14 protein-coding genes and 1 tRNA gene are annotated in these 18,973 nt (G+C 41.4%); 4 read left to right on the top strand and 11 right to left on the bottom strand.

Annotation, left to right across the window (positions count from 1 at the left end):
• The first annotated feature begins 110 nt into the window (after positions 1-110).
• On the top strand, positions 111-665 hold the full coding sequence (gene ampD / locus IX83_RS07245; RefSeq protein ID WP_143244766.1) for a 1,6-anhydro-N-acetylmuramyl-L-alanine amidase AmpD: 555 nt from the start codon (positions 111-113) through the stop codon (positions 663-665).
• 165 nt (positions 666-830) lie between these two features.
• Here ampD and IX83_RS07250 read toward each other — a convergent pair whose 3' ends face one another.
• On the bottom strand, positions 831-1,784 hold the full coding sequence (locus tag IX83_RS07250) for a homoserine kinase (RefSeq protein WP_038501806.1): 954 nt from the start codon (positions 1,782-1,784) through the stop codon (positions 831-833).
• 78 nt (positions 1,785-1,862) lie between these two features.
• Here IX83_RS07250 and dusA point away from each other — a divergent pair, with 78 nt between their 5' ends.
• Positions 1,863-2,858, top strand: coding sequence for a tRNA dihydrouridine(20/20a) synthase DusA (dusA, locus tag IX83_RS07255; RefSeq protein WP_038500826.1), 996 nt, complete (start codon positions 1,863-1,865; stop codon positions 2,856-2,858).
• Positions 2,859-2,957: 99 nt separating this feature from the next.
• Here the strand turns inward: dusA and IX83_RS07260 are convergent.
• The 8 genes from IX83_RS07260 to IX83_RS09125 form a co-directional block, all read right to left on the bottom strand.
• Positions 2,958-3,033, bottom strand: a tRNA-Asn gene (locus tag IX83_RS07260).
• Between the two features lie 180 nt (positions 3,034-3,213).
• Positions 3,214-3,744, bottom strand: a complete 531-nt coding sequence (locus tag IX83_RS07265; protein ID WP_038500829.1) for a DUF2569 family protein — start codon at positions 3,742-3,744, stop codon at positions 3,214-3,216.
• A gap of 177 nt (positions 3,745-3,921) precedes the next feature.
• Positions 3,922-4,938: a ketol-acid reductoisomerase gene (ilvC, locus tag IX83_RS07270; protein WP_038500832.1), complete on the bottom strand. Its 1,017-nt coding sequence runs from the start codon at positions 4,936-4,938 to the stop codon at positions 3,922-3,924.
• A 40-nt stretch (positions 4,939-4,978) separates the two neighbouring features.
• Positions 4,979-5,470, bottom strand: a complete 492-nt coding sequence (gene ilvN / locus IX83_RS07275) for an acetolactate synthase small subunit (protein ID WP_038500835.1) — start codon at positions 5,468-5,470, stop codon at positions 4,979-4,981.
• A 3-nt stretch (positions 5,471-5,473) separates the two neighbouring features.
• On the bottom strand, positions 5,474-7,210 hold the full coding sequence (gene ilvB, locus IX83_RS07280; protein ID WP_038500838.1) for a biosynthetic-type acetolactate synthase large subunit: 1,737 nt from the start codon (positions 7,208-7,210) through the stop codon (positions 5,474-5,476).
• 186 nt (positions 7,211-7,396) lie between these two features.
• A complete protein-coding gene (locus IX83_RS07285) occupies positions 7,397-8,713 on the bottom strand; it encodes a tryptophan--tRNA ligase (RefSeq protein WP_038500841.1) in 1,317 nt (438 codons plus the stop codon).
• 62 nt (positions 8,714-8,775) lie between these two features.
• Positions 8,776-9,249, bottom strand: a complete 474-nt coding sequence (locus IX83_RS08685; RefSeq protein WP_051919526.1) for a MarR family winged helix-turn-helix transcriptional regulator — start codon at positions 9,247-9,249, stop codon at positions 8,776-8,778.
• A gap of 61 nt (positions 9,250-9,310) precedes the next feature.
• The gene (locus IX83_RS09125) at positions 9,311-9,439 is read right to left on the bottom strand and encodes a hypothetical protein (RefSeq protein ID WP_269077389.1); all 129 of its coding nucleotides are present in this window, start codon (positions 9,437-9,439) and stop codon (positions 9,311-9,313) included.
• A gap of 183 nt (positions 9,440-9,622) precedes the next feature.
• Between IX83_RS09125 and pdxA the strand changes: the two genes are divergently transcribed.
• Positions 9,623-10,573, top strand: coding sequence for a 4-hydroxythreonine-4-phosphate dehydrogenase PdxA (pdxA, locus tag IX83_RS07295; protein WP_077315858.1), 951 nt, complete (start codon positions 9,623-9,625; stop codon positions 10,571-10,573).
• Complete coding sequence (gene uvrA, locus IX83_RS07300; protein ID WP_038500844.1) at positions 10,570-16,074, top strand: excinuclease ABC subunit UvrA; 5,505 nt, start codon at positions 10,570-10,572, stop codon at positions 16,072-16,074. Before pdxA ends, uvrA begins: the two co-directional genes overlap by 4 nt.
• A gap of 179 nt (positions 16,075-16,253) precedes the next feature.
• On the opposite strand, the gene IX83_RS07305 is transcribed toward uvrA, so the two are convergent.
• Together IX83_RS07305 and pheT are read right to left on the bottom strand one after the other, a co-directional pair.
• Entirely contained in the window at positions 16,254-16,556 is a 303-nt protein-coding gene (locus IX83_RS07305; RefSeq protein WP_038500847.1) for an integration host factor subunit alpha, read from the bottom strand.
• Positions 16,557-16,568: 12 nt separating this feature from the next.
• On the bottom strand, positions 16,569-18,971 hold the full coding sequence (pheT, locus tag IX83_RS07310) for a phenylalanine--tRNA ligase subunit beta (RefSeq protein WP_038500850.1): 2,403 nt from the start codon (positions 18,969-18,971) through the stop codon (positions 16,569-16,571).
• Positions 18,972-18,973: the final 2 nt, after the last annotated feature.

Here is an 18,973-nt window from a genome sequence, read left to right on the forward strand (position 1 = left end):
CCTTAAAACAACTCTTCATTTTTTTTAATGGGCATACAAGAAATCACAAAGAAGATTTAAAATACGATATTGGCAAATAATCTTTTTGAATAATAAGGATGAATGTAACGATGAACATTACTAATGGTTGGTTAGCTCGAAACAACAAAACACTCCGTAATTATTCACCGAATTTCAATGAACGCAACGAACCGCCATATTTACTTATTATCCACTTTATCAGCTTGCCTCCGCGTCAATATGGCCATCACTTCATCCGAGATTTTTTTACAAACAAACTAGATATTCAAGCCGATCCTTTTTTTGAACAAATCAAAGATCTAAAAGTATCTTCGCACGTGGTGATTTACCGCACGGGGGTTATTGAACAATTTGTCAACTTTAATGATCGTGCTTGGCACGCTGGTGTTTCCTGCTTTGAGGGAAGAGAGACCTGCAATGATTTTAGTATTGGCATTGAACTAGAAGGGTGTGAATTTGAACCCTTTACCAAAGAACAATACCGCAGTCTTATTCAGCTAACCCGACAATTGAAAAAACATTATCCATTAAGGGCTGTTTGTGGACATGAAGACGTTGCACCAGGTAGAAAAAATGATCCCGGACCATTTTTTGATTGGACATACTATCGTCAACAAGCTTGGTGCGAAACCCTTAAAAAATAATGCTCACTCGATCAAACCACAAAAACTAGGATTTATCAGCCTATCCAGACATTAGCAGATACTATTCAACTTCATCACTACTCGATCATCAACGCGCTTTCTTCAAGCAAACACTCTGATTATCTTAATCGTTTAGTATCTGATCAACCCCACAACACCAAGGATTCATCGACCCATCATGCGGTTTTTCAAAAGATGTTCAAACCAAGTGGGATCATGCGGTTTTAAATCATCTGCTGGTCGTGGCAAATAATAATCATACAAACGAGAGGTCCAGAATCTCAATCCAGCCGTCTTTAACATCAACGGCCAAACTTCTTTTTCTTCAGGCGTAAATGGACGAACACGCTCATATGCCTGCAACCAAACATTAACTTTTTCTAAATTTAAGGCTGTTGGGTTATTTTGTTTATCTCGATCAATACACCAATCATTCACAGACACTGCTACATCAAACAAAAATTTATCTACGCCTGCAAAGTAAAAATCAATCACGCCACCCATTTGATCCCCATCGATCAACACATTATCTCTAAATAAGTCACAGTGACATGGCCCTTCTGGCAAGGATTGATAAATATCGGATTGATGAAATTCAATCTGTTCTTCTAACAAAGACTCATACATGGATAATTGTTCTGCGGTCAAAAACGGTTTAATCTCAGGAAATTTTTCTTGCCACCAAGACAATCCTCTCAGATTTTTTTGGACAATAGAATAATCTTTTCCGGCGATATGAATTTGGGCTTGAATTGTGGCTGTTAATTGACAATCTGCAACGCTAGGCAAAGGCGAATATTGCCCCTTGAGTTTAGTCGCGATAACAAAAGGTTTATTTTTGAACACGCCAATCATCTGTCCTTGATGATCAACTTGAGGTTCTGGCACCAACAATCCTCGTGCCGATAAATGCTTCATAAAACCAATATAAAAAGGAAGTTGTTCAAAGGTCAACACTTCAAAAATAGTCAATACATAAGAACCTGTGGTGGTGTCTAAAAAATAATTGGTGTTTTCGATACCTGCTGAAATACCTCTTAAATCCAACAATTCGCCCAAATCATAATTTTTTAACAATGCCTTTGCATCATTTATGTCAACTTTTGTAAAAACCGCCATAATCACAAAACCTTTACGATACTCTATCTTAGCAATGGTAAAATCAATGCTCCAAAAGTACATCATACCACTGTATTTATGAGCAATCTATACTCCCATCCCAAAAAACCTTGGCAACTCAGTGTCGCACCGATGCTTGATGTCACGAATCGTCATTGTCGTTACTTTCATCGTTTACTGGCTCCCAATGCTTTGTTATATACCGAAATGGTCACAACAGGAGCTTTGATTTACGGAGATATTGATCGACACCTTAAATTCAATGCTGAGGAACACCCTGTTGCCCTTCAACTAGGCGGCAGCGACCCTGCACATCTAGCTCAATGTGCCAAACTAGCAGAAACATATGGATATGATGAAGTCAATCTTAATTGCGGTTGTCCGTCTGATCGCGTGCAAAAAGGGGCTTTTGGAGCCTGTCTCATGAAAAATCCCCAACTAGTGGCCGACTGTTTCAAAGCGATGCGTGATGCGTGTTCTTTAGATGTCACCATTAAACACCGCATTGGTATTGATGATGAAGATAGTTACGAGTTCGTTCAAGATTTTGTCGGTACGCTTTACGAAGCTGGCTGTCGCGTTTTTATTACCCATGCCAGAAAAGCGATTCTACAAGGTCTTTCACCCAAAGAAAACCGTGATATCCCACCACTAAAATATGAAGTTGTTCAAAAATTAAAAAACGATTTTCCAGATGCTATTTTTGTACTCAATGGTGGCATCAAAACGACGGATGCCATATCTGAACATCTCAAAACACTGGATGGTGTGATGATAGGACGAAGTGCATGGCATGAACCTTATATACTGCGTGAAGCACATCGCTTAATATGGCCCGAAACAGCCGTACTTAGCGATGATGAAATCATTGAGCAAATCATTCAATATGCCGATCGTTGCGTTCACGAAGATATTAAACTGAGATATGTCATCATGCCTATATTAGGGCTATTCAATGGACAAAAAGGTGCCAAACTGTGGCGACGAATACTCAGCGATAACCTGCGTTTACAAGCAAACGACATCACCTTAATTCGTGATGCTTATCAGGCCATAAAATACAATATGGATTAATCATAATTGAATTCATGGAAGTTAAATCAGGCCGAGTGTTTTAGATTGAAATAGAAAAACAAAAACCCTGTATCGTTACGATACAGGGTTTATATATTCTGGCTCCCCAAACTGGGTTCGAACCAGTGACCTGCGGATTAACAGTCCGTCGCTCTACCGACTGAGCTATTGGGGAATAAGCTGACATTATAACCAAGCCCATCTACTTTGACAAGTGGTTTTCACAAAAAATAGCGTTTTTACCACACCATCGTTTCTTTATTACCACAAATCGACTCACTGACAAAAACAACACTCAACTCAACAGGCAGTTAATGCTTTCTCCTTATTCATGCATCACACGCCATTTATTCCGTTAACACATACGGTAAGTGTTTTTGACCCTTTGAGAATAGCTTAAATACAAGGTAAAAGCGATCGCAAAACTCAAGGAAATCGACAACATTTGCCACTGGATTGTCTCAATTTGCTCAGGTACTATCAATGTATGGTTACCCGACAAATACACACTGATACTGGCAACGGGTCCTGCAATCCATATCATCCAATACAACAGTTTCACCGCACTCGGTCGCCTTAACCAAATAATCACACCTATGGCACCAATATGAATCACCAAAGCAATAATGCCAATATTCACCACCGTATTCGCGTAAGCCTCAAATCCAAACGTATGACTCACCTCTGGATAAAAAAAGGTATAAATGTTAATAATCTCGTAAATACTAAATAACAAATACAAACTTTCAACAAACATCAGCCCCGTGAAAACAAGCAGATAGCCATGCACCCCACAAACGCCCTTTTCACGAACTAAGCGACGATTTTGCAACCATAACAAATAGCCAATACCGCCCAAAATACACACCCATAACAAAATTCTCATATCATCAGTCCATCTTTATTTTTTATTATTATACGCCTATTAATGAAAATGAGTTTTATTTAGAATCACCAAATTCCCCTCCGCCTCCGCCGCCGCCTCCATCCCCCCCCCCACCTTTCATCACTGCATAAAAAAAGCCCAGTCATCAGACCAGGCTTTTCAATCTAAACGCAACAATTAGTTTTTGCTTTGATCGACTAATTTATTTTTTGCAATCCATGGCATCATTGAACGCAACTGACCGCCTACTTGTTCGATTTGAGACGCTGCGTTGTTGCGACGACGAGCAGTTAGGCTAGGCGAACCTGCTTGGCATTCGTTAATGAAACGACGAGCATACTCACCCGATTGGATGTCCGCTAACACCGCACGCATGGCTTTTTTGCTTTCCTCTGTAATCACACGAGGACCTGAAACATACTCACCATACTCCGCATTATTTGAGATCGAGTAGTTCATATTAGCGATACCACCCTCATAAATCAAATCAACAATTAGTTTCAATTCATGCAAACACTCAAAATAAGCCATTTCTGGAGCATAACCAGCTTCTACCAATGTTTCAAAACCAGCTTTAATCAATTCAACGGCACCACCGCAAAGTACAGCTTGTTCACCAAACAAGTCTGTTTCTGTTTCTTCACGGAATGTGGTTTCGATAATACCCGCACGACCGCTACCAATTGCACTTGCATAAGACAAAGCAATTTCACGAGCATGGCCGGATTTATCTTGGTGAACCGCGATTAATGCAGGTACCCCACCGCCTTGCGTGTAAGTGCCACGAACAGTATGACCTGGTGCTTTAGGTGCAACCATAATCACATCCACGTCTTGACGAGGAACTACTTGACCATAGTGAATATTGAATCCATGGGCAAACGCAAGTGTCGCACCTGCTTTTAAATTTGGAGCGATTTCAGCTTGGTAAACAGCAGCAATATTTTCATCTGGCAACAAAATCATCACAACATCAGCTTCTTTAACAGCATCAGCAACTGGTTTTACTTTTAATCCAGCATTTTCAGCTTTTTTCCAAGAAGCACCATTTGGACGCAATCCAACTGTTACATCCACGCCAGATTCATGTAAATTCAATGAATGAGCATGACCTTGTGAACCATAACCAATAATGGCTACTTTTTTGCTTTTGATTAATGATAAATCGCTATCTTTATCGTAAAAAACTTTCATATTAATTCCTTTATATCTAATTAATTTCTTTGATATGGATTTACAAACGTAAGGTGCGGTCACCACGACCAATACCCGTAGCACCTGTACGCACCGTTTCTTGAATGGCACTACGATCAAGTGTATTAATAAAAGCTTGGATTTTTTCCTGCTCTCCCGTTAACTCAATCGTATAGGTTTTATCCGTGACATCGACGATATGCCCACGAAAAATATCTGTCAAACGCTTAATCTCTTCACGCTCTTTGCCTACCGCACGCACTTTGATGAGCAATAGTTCACGCTCAACATGAGGAGCTTCAGAAAGATTCACCACTTTGACTACATCTACCAAACGATTTAAGTGCTTGGTAATCTGTTCCATCGTTGAAGCAGATCCAGTGGTGGTGATGGTTAAACGAGACAAGGTTTGGTCTTCTGTGGGTGCCACTGACAAGTTTTCAATGTTATAACCACGTGCAGAAAATAATCCAATCACGCGAGATAAAGCACCTGGTTCATTTTCTAATAAAATAGCAATGATATTTTTCATACCTTACCCCTTATTTTCCACATCAGGACCTAGCAATATTTGGCTTAATCCTTTACCCGCTTGAACCATTGGCCAGACATTTTGTTCTCTATCTGTACGAATATCCAAAAAGACCAACTTATCTTTATGTTCACCGTAGAATGCTTCACGAAGTGCAGGTTCTACCTCACTAGGTTTTGTTACCAATATACCGACGTGACCATAAGCTTTCATCAGTTGTACAAAATCAGGGATAGACTCCATATAAGACTCAGAATAACGTCTTTCGTATTCCAACTCTTGCCACTGGCGTACCATTCCCAAGAAACGGTTATTCAAACAAATAATCTTTGGCGCCAACCCATATTGCGTACATGTCGCCAACTCTTGAATATTCATCTGAATCGATCCATCGCCTGTAATCACCGCAACGGGGGCATCATTTTTACTGGCACACACACCGATACCATAAGGCAAACCGACTCCCATCGTACCCAAACCACCTGAATTTAGCCATTTTCTAGGGTCTTTAAAACCGTAATATTGGGCCGCCCACATTTGGTGCTGTCCTACATCTGAACAGATATAAGCATCACCATTTGTAACCTTATGCAAAGTCTCAATCACAAACTGAGGTTTAATCACGGTATCTGATGGTTGATAGTCTAAGCACTTCTTACCACGCCATTCATTAATCTGATCCCACCATTTGCTCAATGCTTTCGTGTTTTGTTTAGACAAGAAACTTCCCTCTTGCAAAATAGCATTTAACTCTTGCAAGACATCTTTAGCATTTCCAACGATAGGAATATCAGCCACCACGCGTTTTGAGATCGAAGATGGATCAATATCGATGTGGATAACTTTGCGAGGTACAGAAGAAAAATCAGCCACATTTGCGACCACGCGATCATCAAATCTGGCCCCAATAGCGATTAAGACATCACTATTTTGCATCGCTAAGTTTGCCTCATACAAACCGTGCATGCCCACCAAACCTAAGAAATTAGGCAAATCGGCATTTACCGCACCTAATCCCATCAAGGTACTGACACAGGGAGCATTCAACAGTCTGATTAACTCACGACATTCTGCTGAAGCATTCGATAAAATCGCACCGCCACCCACGTAAATCATCGGACGAGAAGCTTGGGCCAATAACTGAGCCGCTTTTTTAATCTGACCTGTATGACCTTTTTCAATCGGGTTATACGAACGCAAGCTAATTGGTTCGGTCATCGGCGTGTACTTGCAACGATTGGCACTGACATCTTTCGGAATATCAACCAATACAGGGCCTGGACGACCCGTACGAGCAATATGGAAAGCTTTACGCATCACATTTGCTAAATCTTTAACGTCTCTTACTAAGAAGTTATGTTTCACACAAGGACGTGTCACACCAATCGCATCGCATTCTTGGAAAGCGTCCTCACCAATCATGTGAGAACCTACTTGACCACTAATAACGACAAGGGGAATCGAATCCATATAAGCGGTTGCAATACCAGTTACCGCGTTAGTCAGCCCTGGTCCACTGGTTACCAAAGCAACTCCGACTTTACCTGGATTCACTCTTGAATAGGCATCAGCCGCATGAACCGCTGCTTGTTCATGTCGCACTAAAATATGTTTAAATTGATTTTGTTTGAAGATGGCATCATAAATGTAAAGTACTGCACCGCCTGGATAGCCAAAAACACAATCTACATTTTGTTCTTCGAGACATCGTACCAATATTTCGGCACCATTTAATTCCATTTTAAAATCCTTTTCTATCGGTCACTCAAAATTTTTGTAAACAAGAACTTGGGTATCTCTCGTTCAAAAAAGCTGGAGACATCACAACTACGCTTGTGGCACAGTTATATAGCCTTGGACATTACTTTCGTTTAAAAGCAACAATCTTCCATTATAACGAAAAAACGCCCTTTTACCTCATCTTATCTAATTTTGCGAAAAAGATTTTAAGGCATCCATCAAGGCATCCCATGAACCTGTAATCTGAGCAATTGTTTGACCATCAAAAATCAACGCATCGCCTTGGCACTTTAGTTCAGACAAGCTATCTGGTGATTGCAACTTCTTCATTAAACTTCCCGCATCTTGAGGTTTTTCAAAAGGTTTCGAGACGATTTGCTCCACCCCTTGCTCATCTATTAAACGAAAGAAGAACATTCCCTCTTCACGGAAACTCACAAAACGAGCCGATTTCGATTTCTTAGCTTGTGTTTTTTCTTGTTTGGCCGTTGACAAGTGCTTCATGCTCCTTAATCCCACCGCCTCACGCAATTCATTCATAAATGGCGTGGCTTGCAAACGTGCTTTTTTGGCTCCTGCTAACAAAATATCAGATATATCATCAGGTCTAGACATCAGATCCATGTATTGATCACGCATCGGTGCCAGCATATTTTCTAGCAAAGACAAGAATTCGTTTTTAGCATCACCCCAACCCATGCCTGTTTTCAAGGCCTCACGAAATACTAATGTTTGTTCTTTGGTGGCAAAGGCTTTATAAAGCGTAAATAAATGGCTGTTATCAGGATCTTTAGGCTCGCCTGGTAATTTCGAATCAGTTTGAATTCTCATCACCGCTTCTTTTAGGGCCTTTTGACCCCCTTCAAAAAGCGGAATCGTATTGTCATAACTTTTTGACATTTTACGACCATCCAAGCCTGGCAACAACGCAACATCCTCAGCAATTTGCACCTCTGGCAACACAAAGTAATCGCCTTGGTACAAATGGTTAAATCGTTGGGCAATGTCGCGTGCCATCTCAATATGCTGAATCTGATCTCGTCCTACTGGCACTTTATTTGCCTTAAACATGAGAATATCTGCCGCCATTAAAACGGGGTAACAAAACAATCCCATGGTCACGCCATCATCGCTGTCAACGCCTTTTTCTGCATTTTGATCCACGCAAGCTTTATAAGCATGAGCACGATTCATCAAGCCTTTTTGAGTAACACAACTCAATAACCAATTTAGTTCTGGAATTTCAGGAATATCAGATTGGCAGTAAAACGTAACGGTATTAGGATCTAAACCTGAGGCCAACCATGTTGCCGCAATTTGCAATCTTGCCATCGCCACTCTTTGAGGATCTGCACACTTAATCAAAGCATGATAATCCGCCATAAAAAAGTAAGAATCAACTCCCTCTAATCGACTGGCTTCAATACAAGGACGTATGGCGCCTGCATAATTGCCCAAATGAGGAATTCCTGTGGTTGTAATGCCTGTTAATACTCTGCTCATCCTAATACCCTACAAAAAATTAAGAGCCAATCATCGACTGGCTCTTTGAGACTGACTGACGCTTATAAAGATAAAGTAATCTTTGATAAGGTTTGAACCAATTGACGTTTTTCGTCTTCTGTCAACGGATCCCACATATTGCTGTAAACTTGAGACACAATAGGAGACAACTCATCTAAACGCTTACGCCCACGTTTATTGATTTCCAAATATAGACTACGTCTATCAGCACGATTAGGAATTCTTTCTACGAACCCCATTTCCTCTAAATCAGAAATCACTCTGGTCATCTTAGTGCGAGAAATATCAACCAATTCACACAAAGATGAAGGACTAATTTTCTCGGACCCACTGGCCAAAAACATAAGTACCCAGTAATGCGTAGCGGTTAAATCATAAGGACGTAATTTTTCATTCAATTTTCTACGTCCCTCCCTTGCAGCACGAACGATATGACCACTCACAAAGACATCTAAACGAGGCATTTTGGCATGCTTTTTACAGGCCATATCAAGATAATCTTCAAATGTAAGCATAATATTTTTTTATAAGAATGAATAAAAAACGTTACTGTATATTACACAGTAACGTCTAGAATTAAACACGTTTTACTTTTTCAAGCATTTTAAATACACTTTTTGGGCAGTTGCGATACAAGCGTTTAGAAGCCTTACCTAAACAACGACGCTCAAGTGTATTACGGCGTGTACGTTTAATCTCTGCCATAATATTCTCCATGAACTTATTTACAAACCTTTTATTTTACTAAATCATTTATATATTGTCAAAATTCGTCTCTCTTGACCACCTCCTCCTGACTCAGCGGGTGGTATATCGTTTCCGTGACTTTAATATTGTATAAATACACAGTATAATAAGGTGCTTTTATTTTTATATCCACTTAAAATAATGAGTCATTCTTATCAAATGCTTCCGCTTGGGATTACGATGGGCGATGCAGCAGGTATTGGTCCAGAAATCATTATCAAAACACTAGCCAGTGGTCGATATGCACCAGAATCACTATTGATTTACGGTGACGAAGCTATTCTCAAATCCACGGCCAAGCGACTCGGATATTCGGATCTCTTTATTCCCATTAGACACTGCGGTTTTTCTTTAGGCGAAATTAAACTGGGGGAAATCCAAGCTCAAGCAGGAAAAGGAGCATTTCTTTATCTAAAAACAGCGATTGAAGATGCCCTATCTGGAAAAATCAAAGGCATCACCACCGCTCCTTTGCACAAGGTTTCACTGAAACTTGCAGGTTATGACTATCCCGGCCATACCGAAATTCTTGCAGAACTTACCCATTCCCCCGATGTGGCGATGATGTTGCTAAACGATGAGATCCGTACATTGCTGGCCACGATTCACGTGCCACTATCGCAAGTACCCGCTTTGATCACACGTCCCTCACAAGAAAGACTTATTCACTTGGCTCACCAAGTATGTTTACAATTAGGCATTTCTCACCCAAGAATCGCCATAGCAGGACTCAATCCTCACGCTGGAGAGGAGGGGCGTTTTGGGACCGAGGAACAAAACATCATTATCCCAGCCATCCAACATATGCAATCACGTGGCCTTCAAGTTTCAGGCCCTTATCCTAGCGATACTGTCTTTATGCGAGCCAGAAAAGGAGAGTTTGATATCGTCATTGCCCAATACCACGATCAAGGATTAATTCCTGTCAAATACTTGGGGTTAGATAAAGGCGTGAATGTTACCGTTGGGTTACCTATTATCAGAACTAGCGTCGATCACGGCACTGCATTTGATATTGCAGGACAAGGCATCGCCGATCCCGAATCACTAATGACGGCCATCGATGTAGCATTAAATATGGAAAAAATATGAGTACCTATCTTGGTCAAATTCGTCTGCATGGTGCCAGACAAAACAATCTCAAAAACCTCAATGTTAACTTCAACACAGGAGAATTTACCGTTATTACAGGCGTATCGGGATCAGGCAAAAGTTCATTAGCCATCGATACCTTGTATGCAGAGGGTCAACGAAAATATGTTGAAACATTCTCTCCTTATGCAAGACAGTTTCTGGATCGCATGGATAAACCTGATGTGGACAAGATCGAGGGAATTTTACCCGCCATTGCCATTAATCAAACCAATCCTGTAAAAACGTCACGCAGTTCAGTGGGCACCATGACCGAGCTGAATGATTACCTAAAAATTTTATTTGCTCGTTCAGCGAAACTGTATTGTCAACAATGTGCCCATTTAGTAGAGAAAGATAATCCTCAAACCATCATCCAAAAACTGCGTGATACCTTTGCTGACAGCGATCCTAGATTGACCGTCACTTTTTCTAAAACAGTGCCTAAATCTTTTACCGAAACAGAAATATTAGATTACTTACAGCAACAAGGCTACAGTCGCATTCATCACAGTGAAACCATCAATAAAGAACAAAAACTATTTGTGATTCAAGATAGATTCCGACTATCAAAGGCGGATCCTGCTCGTCTTCAAGAAGCTTTTGAAGTCGCTTTAAAACATGGGACAGTCACAGTTTTCAGTGAAGATGACCAATGCTTACGTTTTAACGCCGATCTGTGTTGTGCGAATTGCGATATTCATTATCACGAACCCTTGCCTAGTACGTTTTCGTTTAATTCTCCACTCGGTGCTTGTGATACCTGCCGTGGTTTTGGACGAACCATGTCTATTGACTATGGTCTCGTGATTCCAAATGAAAAACTCACGCTGCAAGAAGGGGCCGTCAAACCTTTTCAAACCCCCACGTTTAAATCTTGTCAGACTGATTTAGAAAAGTATGCAGCTAAACATCATATTCGTCTGGACATACCTTGGGAAGATCTAAGTCAAGAAGAAAAAGACTGGGTCATTAACGGCGATCCTGAGTGGAAAAATAATAAATCTTGGAAAACACAGTGGTATGGATTAGCAAGATTTTTTGCGGATTTAGAAAGTGCATCTTATAAAATGCACGTCAGAATATTATTATCAAAGTATCGTAGCTATACGATTTGTCAAGATTGTAAAGGTTCTCGTCTCAAACCCCAAGCCAATCTCTGGCGTTTAGGCGATGAAGTCGTTACAGATTTACCCAAGAATTGGACACACTTTATGCCTGTTCAGGCAACATGGTCAACTGAAACATTAAAACAGTTACCGGGCTTAAATCTCTTTGATTTAATGCAGTTACCACTGGATAGGTTAAAAGCGTTTTTTCTTCATCTATCTAACTCACAGCATTTTGACAAAGCGATGGAGTTACCTTTAAATGAGGTAAATCACCGCTTGCAATACCTTTGTGATGTCGGTGTTGGTTATTTAAATTTAGATAGACAAAGTCGCACCTTATCAGGCGGAGAGGTTCAACGAATCAATCTCACCACGGCTTTGGGCACCTCTCTTACCAATACACTTTTTGTATTAGATGAGCCGTCTATTGGCTTGCACCCTCACGATACACAAAAGATTATTCAGGTATTAAAGCGTCTGAAAAACAATGGCAATACTTTAGTGGTGATTGAACATGACCCTCAAATCATGGTGGCGGCAGATAGATTACTAGAGATAGGACCTGGGCCAGGTGAGCGAGGCGGAGAGATTGTTTTTGATGGTACGCCAGAAGACTTACGACAAGCGAATACCTTAACGGGAGAATATCTTAGTGGGATAAAAAGTGTGGAAGCTCCTCGTCCCCAGCCCGTGACACCGAACACACCTAAAATTATTCTACAAGGGGCAAGAGCAAACAATCTCAAAAATATTGAGGTCAGCTTTCCACTTCAACGCCTTGTATGTATCACAGGGGTATCGGGGTCGGGAAAATCAACATTAATCCAAGATGTTTTATATCCCGCTCTATTGAAAAAACGTGGCAAACCCGCTGAGGGACAGCTTGAATATGATCAAATTTTAGGCGATGAACAACTCGCAGACGTTATTTTGGTCGATCAAAGTCCTATCGGCAAAACCGCTCGTTCTAATCCTGCCAGCTATGTCGGTGCCTTTGATGCGATCAGAAAGTTATTTGCCCTTGCACCGCTTTCGGTGGAACGTGGATACACCGCTGGAACCTTTAGTTTTAACAGTGGTAATGGACGTTGTCCTACTTGTGGTGGCAGTGGTTTTGAACATATTGAAATGCAGTTCTTGGCCGATGTTTACTTACGTTGCCCTGACTGTAATGGAAAACGTTTTAAAGACGAAGTCTGCGAAGTGACCCTTTCTCATCTTGGTCAATCCGCTTCCATCGATGAAGTGTTGGATATGACCGTCAATGAAGCTCTTGATTTTTTCAAAGGGTTACAGGAAGTACAACGCAGTTTACAACCTTTAGTAGATGTAGGATTAGATTATTTAAAACTGGGACAAGCCGTTCCTACCTTATCCGCAGGCGAGGCTCAACGTCTGAAACTTGCTGGACATCTTGCCCAATCTAGCAAAACACTACATAAAAAACTAGCACAAAAAGGTTCTTTATTCTTGTTTGATGAACCGACAACTGGCTTACACTTTGATGATATTTCTAAATTAATGAAAGCCTTTAGAAAGCTACTAGAAGCGGGACATTCACTCATTATCATCGAACATAATTTAGACGTGATTAAAGCCGCCGATTGGTTAATCGATCTGGGACCATCAGGTGGCGAGAATGGCGGTGAGATTGTTGTGACAGGCACACCTGCTGAAGTTGCCTTGCATCCTAGTTCTTACACCGCACAAGCATTGCGTGAATATCAGCAATCTATCGTTCATCCAGCACGTGATAGCATGGCCTTATCTGAGTCTTCTAGCCCATATCAGGTGGCCCCTAAAGAAGTGATTCAGATTCTCAATGCCCAAGAGCATAATTTAAAACATGTCAATCTCACCATTCCACGCAATGTATTTACGGTGATTACAGGTGTATCAGGATCAGGAAAATCAACCTTAGCTTTTGATATTTTGTTTAACGAAGGACAAAGACGATACTTAGAATCTTTAAACGCTTATGCACGTTCAATGGTACAACCCGCTGGGAAACCTGATGTTGACGCGATTTACGGCATCCCTCCCACAGTCGCAATTGAACAAAGAACCAGCCGAGGTGGCCGAAAATCAACCGTTGGCACCATGACGGAGATTCATCACTTCTTGCGTCTTTTATATGTAAAACTTGGCACCCAATTCTGCCCTCACTGTCAAATTCCCGTGTCATCACAAACACCTGATCAAATTTTGGAACATATTCGACGTGATTTTCCAAATAAAGTGATTACACTATTGGCACCTTTGGTCATTGCTCGAAAAGGATATTACACTGATTTAGCTCAATGGGCGAAAAGCAAGCAATATCCTGAGTTACGCGTAGATGGCAAAATGGTCAGTGTCTCATCATGGCCTCGACTCGACCGATACAAAGAGCATACGATTGAATTGCCAATCAAACAGTTCAACACAAAAACTGAGAAAGAGTTAAGTACACTTGTTCACACGGCCCTTTCACATGGAAATGGACAATTAAGCGTTTTATTAGGCGATCAAATCACTCATTATTCGAGCAAATTATCCTGCACGCATTGTGCAAGAAGCTTTCCCGAACTTGATCCCCGCTTATTCTCATGGAACTCCAAACATGGTTGGTGTCCAGATTGTTTTGGTACTGGATTAAAAATCAAAGATTTCGATGCTGAACAAACTGGTGAAGAAAGCCAATGGAATGACGATGAAACTCACTACGAACCTTGTCCAAGTTGTCATGGCTTGCGTTTAAACGAGGTTGCTCGACATGTTTATTGGAAAGAGAAAAACATCACCGATCTATGCCAAATGTCGGTAGAGGAACTATTTGATTACTTTGACCAATTAAAACTCACGAAACGCGAGAAAGAAATCGCTTCAGAAGCCCTTAAAGAGGTGATTGGACGTTTGTCGTTTATGAAAGAAGTCGGTTTAGGATACTTGGGATTAGACCGTTCAGCTCCTACTCTATCGGGCGGAGAAGCTCAACGCATACGCCTGGCTGCACAGTTAGGATCCAATCTACAAGGTGTCTGCTATGTTCTGGATGAGCCAACCATTGGCCTACATCCTAGAGACAATCGCATTTTACTTAATGCCTTGTCTAAACTCGAGCGTAACGGTAATACTTTAGTGGTCGTGGAACATGACGAAGATACCATTCGTCGTGCCGATCATATTATCGATATTGGCCCTGGTGCAGGTGTTCGTGGCGGTACCGTAGTGGCACAAGGTTCGTATGAAGAAATTATTAAACAACCTGAATCGATCACAGGTCGTTATCTGGCCCACCCAATGGTACACCCCATGCAGCCTAAACGTCCGATTGAAGATAAATGGCTCACCATTAAAAATGCCCATCTTCATAACCTCAAACATATTGATGTGCGTATTCCTGTTGGCAAACTTTCTGTGGTAACAGGTGTATCGGGGTCAGGTAAATCTTCATTAGCAAGAGATATTTTATTAGGCAATTTAACATCCTTACCTGCTCACACATTTCATGGTTGTGACACGATAGAAGGTTGGGAACATATCGATCGTGTTTTAGAAGTTGATCAAACACCTATTGGCAAAACACCTCGTTCGTGTCCCGCTACCTATGTAGGTTTTTGGGATGATGTTCGTAAACAATTTGCCAATACTTATGAAGCTCAAATCAATGGATGGAATGCCTCAAGATTTTCATTCAACACGAGCAATGGCCGCTGTCCAGTTTGTGATGGCCAAGGAATGAGAACGGTTGAAATGTCATTCTTACCCAACATCAAAGTATTATGCGAAGCTTGTCACGGGGCGAGATTTAACCCTGAAACACTGGCCATTCAATTACGCGACAAAACGGTGGGAGAGGTATTACAAATGGAAATCGATGATGCCATTCCTTATTTTGCCAATCATCCCAAAGTGCTCCGACCCTTGCAATTGCTACAAGATGTCGGTTTGGGTTACCTCACTTTAGGCCAACCGTCTCCCACGCTTTCTGGTGGTGAAGCCCAACGTATTAAACTTGTCAGCGAATTGGTCAAAGCAAGAATTGATGAGGGTATTCATCAAACAGGACGTGCATCCAAACGCCCACACACCTTATATGTTTTAGATGAACCTACAGTAGGCTTATCCATGGCCGATGTAGAAAAATTGATCAAAGTCTTACATCGACTCACCGATGCAGGCAATACCGTTGTCGTTATCGAACATAACTTGGATGTGATGGCAGAGGCCGATTGGATCGTGGATTTAGGACCTGAGGGAGGCAAAGACGGAGGTCAATTAGTGGCAGCCACCACACCTGAAGACCTGATAAAATCCTATCCGCACTCCCATACCGCGAATGTTTTAAAAACGTTCTTAAAGCACTAATCTTTAAGATCCATTCATCATCAAGCGAACAAGAAGAAAGCGTCTCATTTACGTGTTCTTCTTCGTTCGCCGCGGTCTGAACCTGTCGTACAAAATTTTTAAGCATAAAAAAACACCCTCTATCACAAGAGAGTGTTTTTCGTAAACAGTGATAAAGACTCGCTAAAAACCTTAGGGTATTAACCTTTTACGCGAATCGATCCTTTTAATTTTTGGCTGGCATGAAAGGTTACCACACGACGAGCTGAGATAGGAATCGTTTCGCCAGTTTTAGGGTTACGTCCAGGACGTGGTGTTTTATCACGAACTTGAAAATTACCAAAGCCAGATAGTTTTACCTCTTCTCCACGGCAAAGACAGTCTCTAATGCTTTCAAAAAACTGATTAACAACTTCTTTGGCTTCACGTTTATTCATACCGATCACTTCATTCAAAGTGTCCGCTAACTCTGCTTTTGTTAAGGTTTTTGGTTCTGTAGTCATTTTATGTTTTCCTTATCGTTGTCGTACTGAGTACGTTTCTGTCCATAATTTAAGTACGGCAGCCATTGTCTGCTCAACCTGTGCATCTTCCAAAGTATGTTGAGTATCTTGCAAAACAAAACGTAATGCCAAACTACGCTCATCTGTATTTGAATTCGGATCTTTCCAAACATCAAATAAAGTTACTTCTTTAATGCGTTTCAACTCTTCATTTTTCGCTCGTTTTAAAGTTTCGAGCAAACTTGATAATTCGAGTGATTTAGGGGCCCAAATAGCCAAATCACGAATTACCTGAGGCTGTTTTGAGTATTCTTTTACGCGTGGCAAAGGAACATTCTCAAACGCAGCAAACTCTACCTCAAACACTACAGGAGCATTTGTCAAATCATATTTTTGGACTAGGCTTGGATGTAACTCACCGATAAAACCTATCTCTTTGCCTTGATAGATAACGGCAGCACTACGTCCAGGATGTAAAGCAGGAAATGCTTTAGATTGGAATTTTACGTCATTTTGGGCTGGGAATAACTGACACAAATCAGCTTTTACGTCATAGAAATCCACGTTTCTATGTGCAACACCCCATTGTTCGGGGAATGCTGGCCCCCAAGCAACCGCCGCCAAATGTGGTACCTGTCTAACACCTTTTACTGTTAAATCGCCTGAAACGACCTTTTCATCTTTAGAAAAAACAGCACCTAACTCAAATACTCTCACACGGTTAAGCTGTCGTTTGGCGTTAAAAACCACATTATCCACCAATCCTGCCAACAAGCTAGAACGCATCACAGACAGCTGGCTAGCAATTGGATTTAACAGACGAATAGGATCATCATTGGATACAAAATCTTTTTCCCAAGATTCTGGTACAAAGCTATAATTCACGACCTCTTGGTAGTCTTGTGCCACCATCAAATCGCGAATATGATGTGGTCGTCCTTTTTTCTCGTATGTAGGCAACATCACCGCTGGAGCAACAGGCGGATTAGCAGGTATATTGTCAAATCCGTATATGCGAGCGACTTCTTCGATCAAATCTTCTTCAATTTCAATATCAAAACGCCAAGACGGTGATTGAACGGTAAAGACCCCATCTTTGAACTGATAATCAAACGCTAAATCTGTAAAAATCTCAGCAATACGTTCACTGGGGATGTCCACACCTAAAATCTTCTGACAACGTGAAACACGCATAGAAACAGGCTGTCGTTTTGGTAAATTCACCACTTGATCTTGCAATGGACCGACTTCACCACCACAAATCGTGACGATCAAACGAGTTAAGTATTCTAAATGATCGGTTAAACAAGCAAAATCAACCCCACGTTCAAATCGGTGTGCCGCTTCAGAATTAAGCTTGAATCGTCTGGTTAACCCTGCAATCGCAGCAGGATGCCAAAACGCCTGTTCAACAAAAATATGCTGGGTCTCTTCGCTTACAGAGGCTTCCAAACCACCCATCACACCTGCCATCGCTTCTGGCTTCGTGCCTGCGTAAACCACCCCGACTTTTTCATCTAGCGTCACCGTTTCATTATTTAACAAAGTCAACGTTTCACCAGACTTTGCCCAATCTACCGTGATCGCTTTTGTGGCCATCTTATCCAAATCGAAAATGTGAGAAGGCGTACCTAATTCCAACATCACATAGTTAGAAATATCAACTAATACATTGACACTTCTTTGTCCGCTACGCTCTAAGCGTTCTTTCATCCAAGCAGGCGTGGGCGTATGAGCATTCACGCCACGAATAACGCGACCTGCAAAGCGTCCGCACAAATCAGGTGCATTAACCGTAACAGGAATAACGTCTGAAATCGTGGCTGGAACAGGCGTAAAATCAAACTCTTTTACTTTTGCACCCGTTAAAGCACCCACTTCGCGAGCAACGCCTTTAATAGACAAACAATCCGCACGATTAGGCGTAATTTTTAGTTCAAAAATCTGTTCATCTAATCTAAAAACATCACGAATATCTTGGCCTAATTCGACTTGTTCAGGATCTAATACTAACAATCCGTCATGCTCTTGTGTCATGCCAATCTCGGTAGCAGAACACAGCATACCAAATGATTCAACACCTCTGAGCTTGCCTTTTGAGATTTTAATCCCACCAGGCAACTGGGCTCCAATTCTCGCTAAAGGCACGGTCAATCCTTTCGCCGCATTAGGGGCACCACACACCACTTGCAATAAGGTGCCACTACCATCATTTACCTGACAAACTCTTAGTTTATCTGCATCAGGATGAGGTTCTATCGCTTCAATTCTAGCGACAACCACGCCGGAAAAAGGGACGGCAACAGGAGCAATTTCCTCAATTTCAAGGCCAGCCATTGTTAATAAATGGCCCAATGCCTCAGTATCTTGTGTAGGATTAACAACTGCTCGCAGCCAAGACTCTGGAAATAACATAT

Source organism: Basilea psittacipulmonis DSM 24701 (genome assembly GCF_000743945.1).
Taxonomy (GTDB): Bacteria; Pseudomonadota; Gammaproteobacteria; order Burkholderiales; family Burkholderiaceae_B; genus Basilea; species Basilea psittacipulmonis.